We start from the raw sequence: 5,015 nt of genomic DNA, 5'->3' as shown, positions 1-5,015 counted from the left end.
GGCAAGCTGGCAACCATGGCGACCGCGCCTGCGAACATCTCCGGGATTTCGCAGGCAAGGCGATGCGTCATCATTCCGCCGTTGGATCCACCGACGATGTAGATGCGCTGGGGGTCTACCTCGGGCAGCCTGCGCAGTTCGCCTAGTAGCGCCCTGAAGAACGCGACATCATCAGCGTTCTCCTGGCGCCGCAGCATTTCCGGCGTCCCGCGGCCATCGTTCCATCCGTAGTTCACCCCTTGCGGATAGACGGCGATGAAGCCTTCCCGGTCACCGATCTCGTTGAATCCCATCTGGCGCGCGCGTCGAGGCGCCGTGCCGTTTCCGCCGTGTAAGGCGATCACGACCGGCATCGCTCCGCGCCCAGGACTCGGAGAGTGAGTGAAGTAGGTCCGCTCCCGATCCCCGACCTTGAGCGAGCGTTGGGTGAGGCCCTGCATCAGCTGAAGGTTTGCGATGTCGGCATCGAGTGACGGTCGCGGCAGACTCGACCGGTCACGCGGCTGACTCAACGCCACGTCCGCAGTCAATGCTACGAACGCGACCACGCCTATCCATAACTTGTTCGCCTTCGGGAAAGCGATGACCACGGCAGACTCCAGTTCCAGTCTGGGGGAAGACAGGGAGGCTAGGATCGCTTGAGCGTAGAGCTACCAGCGGTACCGAACCTGAACGCCGAATTTTCGGGGATCGTTGTACCGGGCCTGGGTCGCGCTTCCGAAAACGACGAAGCTCTCTTGGCCGAGATTGTTTGCGTAAGCGGCGATCTCGACGCGATCGAAATTCACCCCGACCCGGGCGTCCAGAAGATCGCGGTCATCGAGCTCGAGTGGGGAGTCAATCTCCTGGAACCCGCCAGACTGGCCCGAATAGGAAAGGTTTGCGAAGCCCTGAACGTCACCGAAAATCGGCCGCCGGTAGTTGACCTCGGCCGCTCTAATCCATCTTGGGTTTTGCTGGATGGGTCGACCGGTTGACTTGAGTTCACCGCCCTGTCGCGATGCGCTCGCATTGGCCCGAAGCTTCCCACCCCACAGGTCCCAGCGACCGCTGGCTGTCAACTCGACGCCCCAAACCTCTGCCCGCCCAACGTTCGAGATGAAAGCGACGGACGCTACGGGGCAGACCGGATTGGTGACCGCGCATCCGTTGTCGATCTGAGCTTGGAAATCTTCGACCTCGGTTTGATAGGCAGCCAACGTGACGAAGATGTTTCGGCCCAGATCGCCCTTTGCACCGACCTCGTAGGAGGTCCCGTTCTCGGGATTGTAGCTCGGCACAACCGGCACAGGGGCTCGCGGGTCGCCGACATTCGCGTTGAAACCGCCGGCTCTGTATCCTGTCGCGATCCGTCCGTAGACTATCCACTCTGAGGGAAGACTGTAGGTAAGCGAAAACGCGTAATCGAGGTTCGAGAAGCGGTCAGCGTCGGCGCTGGTCTGGGCCGCGATGGGCGCGTTTGTTGGCAGCGAGAAGCCGAAGTTCTGCCGCTTCTTCCGGTCTCGTGAGTAACGCACCTCCCCCTCGGCGTTCAGCGCCGGCGTGACTTCGAAACCCATCGAGCCATAGGGCGCCCAGGACTTGTAGCGACCGCGACCTGGCAGGAAGTTCCCTACGGAGGGGTTGGCTCGGGTCGGAGTCCGACCCGTCACGGTCGTGAACTTGTCATCTGTGTCCAGCAGTTCGAGGCCCACGAGCCAGCTGACCCGCCCCGTCTTGACGCTCGCGAAGTGGAAGTCCGCGTAGAGCGCTTCGAAGTCGTCGTTGTTGTTGGTCGCCGCGTTGGCGTCTGTCACCGTTGTCGCGTTTCCGCGCGCCTGCTCGCGAGCCAGGGTCGCCGGATCAAACTGGTCGGTGTCGTTCTCGGTTCGGGTCAGCCGACGCCTGAAACCTGTGGCGCCCGAGAGGGTCCCGGCGTCCGACTCCCACGTGAACTGTCCGATCACGGACTGGATGCGTTGTTTCGCCGGCTCACCATCGTTGGCGAACGCGACATACTTTGGCGTGACGTAACCGCGAGGGAAGCCCGTCGCGCCCGGGGGCACGACGAAGGACGCGCGTAGGGAGGGAAGATCATAGAGGCCGTCTTCGACAAGTAGGTTGGCGTCAAAGTTCTCCCGACGAAATCGGATTTGACCGCGGGCCGCATAGCCCTTCTGGCGGTCTATGAAATTGTCTTGCGACGCGTTGTAGAAAAAGCCGTTGGGTTGATCGAACCACTCTCCGGTCAGTCGGATGGCGACTTCATCAGACACGGCATGGTTCATTGCCGCCTGAACCTGCTTGAGGTCCGTTTCGAACTGGTAGTTCAGGTTCACAAAGCCAGAGCTGTTCCATTGCGGCCGAGCCGAAGTGACGGTGATAGCGCCGCCGACGGCGTTGCGACCATAGAGAGCGCCCTGAGGCCCCCGCAGAACCTGGAACTGTTCCAGGTCGAGCAGATCAATACGGCTGAGGCTTCGCCCTCCGACGGTGCCGCCCCCGATGTAAATGTTGTTTCGGTACAAACCGACAGCCGCCTCGGTCGATGTGCCGCGTCCCTGGCCTGACCCGCGAAGGGTGATCTCCGAGTTGGATGGAGAGGAGGTATCCAGGAATTTCACCCCTGGAACGCTGTTCAGAATGGTCTGGGGATCGACGATGTCTCCCCGTTCGATCAGTTGACCGACATCGATGACAGAAGCCGACACCGGCACATCGCGGAGCCGCTCCTCGCGCCTTCTCGCGGTGACAACGACTTCGCCAATCGAGGTGGCCGCGGTCTCGCCGCCTGTCTGGGCCGCCACGGACCCGGGCGCGAAAGCGGAGAGCGCTGCAAAAGAGGCTCCGGCGAGAAGCCAGTGATGCTGGACCGGGCGGTGCATGAGTTTCCCCGACATTTGATTAAGCGTAGACAGTGCCCGCACAAACGAAACTGTCAACACTTTTGGAGGCTGGTGAGACCAGAAGTCGGAGAATTGGAAGGCGCGACTCCCGCCGGAGTCCGGTCGAACCTCGTTCCAGAATCGTCGAACAAGCGCGAGTTGGCGCACGCCTGTCGCCTGTTCAAGCGCGTGGGATCGAGGCCCATTTGGTTGGGGTCAAACGGTCGCAGAAAGCGGGCGGGTTCGGCGTCTCCGCCCCCTGAACTCGACGACTGCAGCTGGAATCGCCGCTTGCAGTTGTTGCGCTCGAGCGACGCCCGTTGAATGCATGCGGCGTGCGAGTGCGTGGACCTTGTCCTTGTCCCGCCCCGCTACGGCCTCGGTTAGATCTCTATAAGCTTCATACTCAGCTTGGCGCATCTCCTGGGTCGCCATGCTCAGGTGACCAAAAGCGTGGCCGACCCCCTCGGAGAGGTCTCGCATTATCTGGTTGAGGCGCGCATTTCGGGCGGCGCCGTAGAGCACCTGTACATAGGCATAGGTCGCGAGCTTGAACTCATTGGGCGTTGTGGAGGCATTGGCAGCGAGCTTGCCGAGTCGCTGCAACTCTCTGCGCAAGCCCGCCAGTTCGCTGCGCGTGGCGCGCTGGGCGGCTAGCTCGGCCAACGCTGCAAATACAAACTCGCGGGCCTCCATCGTGACGCCGACTTCGTCGTCCTTGAGCGAGTTCACGAAGGCGCCCTTCCGCGGAAGGATCCTCACTAGCGCCCGCGACTCGAGCAACCGGAGCGCTTCTCGAACCGGTCCACGACTCACCCCGAAACGATCAGCGAGTTCAATTGTGCCCAGGTGGTCGCCTGGTCCAAGGTCTCCACTCACAATCATGGCTCGGATAGCGCGCGCGATCTCAGGTGGGGAGCGCCGCTCATCCTCTGAGGAGTTCGCCTTCAAGCCGCCGGGCCCCTTATCCAAGTTTCACCGCCCGCCCTGATAGCGGCGCGCCCCAATCAACGCACGGCCCTGGTTCATCCTGACTCACCGATGCGGCAAGGCGCAACCTGCACTGCATCACAACGCCCAGCTTGTCAAAACAGGAGACATTATGGTTCTATAGTGGAGACAGTTTTGAGTGCGTTTGAGTCGGAGCAATCACCAGTGCTGAACAGATCATTAGCGGCGCTCATTGCCGCTTTGGCGACCCTCGCGCCAGTGACCGCAGCGGGTCAGGCCATGGCGACCAAGCGGCCTAACGTTGTGATGATTGTGGCTGACGACCTGGGAACCACCGACCTGAGCGCGTATGGCTACAAGTCCGCGATTCCCACGCCCAATATTGATCGTCTGGCTGCGAAGGGGGTGAAGTTCACGCGCGGTTACTCGACTGCAAGCGTGTGCAGTCCGTCGCGGGCAGGCCTCCTAACGGGCCAGTATCAGCAGCGGCATGGCTTCGAGTATCTCGCACCCTCGAGCGTCCGCCAGCCCGATGGCGGCCTGCAGCCCGGCCAGACCCTCATTTCCGAGAAGCTCAAGGCCTCGGGGTACCGGACGGTCGGAATTGGCAAGTGGCACTTGGGCGCGACCGCGGATCGACTGCCTACGGCGCGGGGATTCGACGAGTTCTTCGGCTTCCTCGGGGGCGAGACTTCCTACATCGACCCCAGCGCGCCCACGGCCATCAATCGTTCTGCGCCGTACGTCGGCGAACGAAGCTTTCGGCGCGAGAATGACGCAACTGAGCTCGGGCGCTGGCGTTCGGACGCGTCGTCAAAGGAGGTTGTCCGCAATGAAGAAGAGTATCTCACCGACGCACTAACGGACGAAGCCGTGAGCCAAATTCGTCGCCAGCGCGGACAGAGCCAGCCGCTCTTTATGTATCTCGCTCACCTTGCGCCCCATAGCCCGTTCCAAGCCACCAAGAAGTACTACGACCGGTTTCCGCGCGAAAAAGACCCCCTCAAGCGCACTTATGCCGCAATGGTGAGCGCGCTCGACGACGGCGTCGGCCGCGTGATGAGTGCGCTGGAAGAGGCCGGCATCGCGGAAGATACGATCGTGATCTTCACGTCCGACAATGGTGCGGCCACCTACATGGGTGTTTCGGACTGCATGCAACTGAGTGGCGGCAAGCTCAGCTACAATGAAGGTGGGGCG

At 61.8% G+C, this 5,015-nt stretch carries 4 protein-coding genes and 1 pseudogene; 1 reads left to right on the top strand and 4 read right to left on the bottom strand.

The annotated features are described in order from the left end of the window. The 4 genes and pseudogenes from ACIQ3R_RS15150 to ACIQ3R_RS15135 form a co-directional block, all read right to left on the bottom strand. A partial coding sequence (locus ACIQ3R_RS15150) for an alpha/beta hydrolase family esterase (protein ID WP_397419694.1) occupies positions 1-590 on the bottom strand: 590 nt, incomplete at its 3' end. Positions 591-650: 60 nt separating this feature from the next. Further along, a complete protein-coding gene (locus ACIQ3R_RS15145; RefSeq protein WP_397419693.1) occupies positions 651-2,864 on the bottom strand; it encodes a TonB-dependent receptor in 2,214 nt (737 codons plus the stop codon). Between the two features lie 216 nt (positions 2,865-3,080). Then, entirely contained in the window at positions 3,081-3,596 is a 516-nt protein-coding gene (locus tag ACIQ3R_RS15140; protein ID WP_397419695.1) for an FCD domain-containing protein, read from the bottom strand. A gap of 9 nt (positions 3,597-3,605) precedes the next feature. After that, positions 3,606-3,815 (bottom strand): annotated as a pseudogene (locus tag ACIQ3R_RS15135) (GntR family transcriptional regulator); the annotation flags it as partial. 204 nt (positions 3,816-4,019) lie between these two features. Between ACIQ3R_RS15135 and ACIQ3R_RS15130 the strand changes: the two are divergent. Then, a partial coding sequence (locus tag ACIQ3R_RS15130) for a sulfatase-like hydrolase/transferase (protein ID WP_397419692.1) occupies positions 4,020-5,015 on the top strand: 996 nt, incomplete at its 3' end.

Source organism: Phenylobacterium sp. (assembly GCF_044371015.1).
In the GTDB taxonomy this organism is placed as follows: Bacteria; Pseudomonadota; Alphaproteobacteria; order Caulobacterales; family Caulobacteraceae; genus Phenylobacterium.
Note: the sequence above shows the minus strand (reverse complement) of the source record. Positions and strands in the feature narration are given on the sequence as shown.

Bases quoted from the DNA above. Each gene is read 5' to 3' on its own strand.
- ACIQ3R_RS15145 (WP_397419693.1), bottom strand. From the start codon at position 2,864: ATGCACCGCCCGGTCCAGCATCACTGGCTTCTCGCCGGAGCCTCTTTT.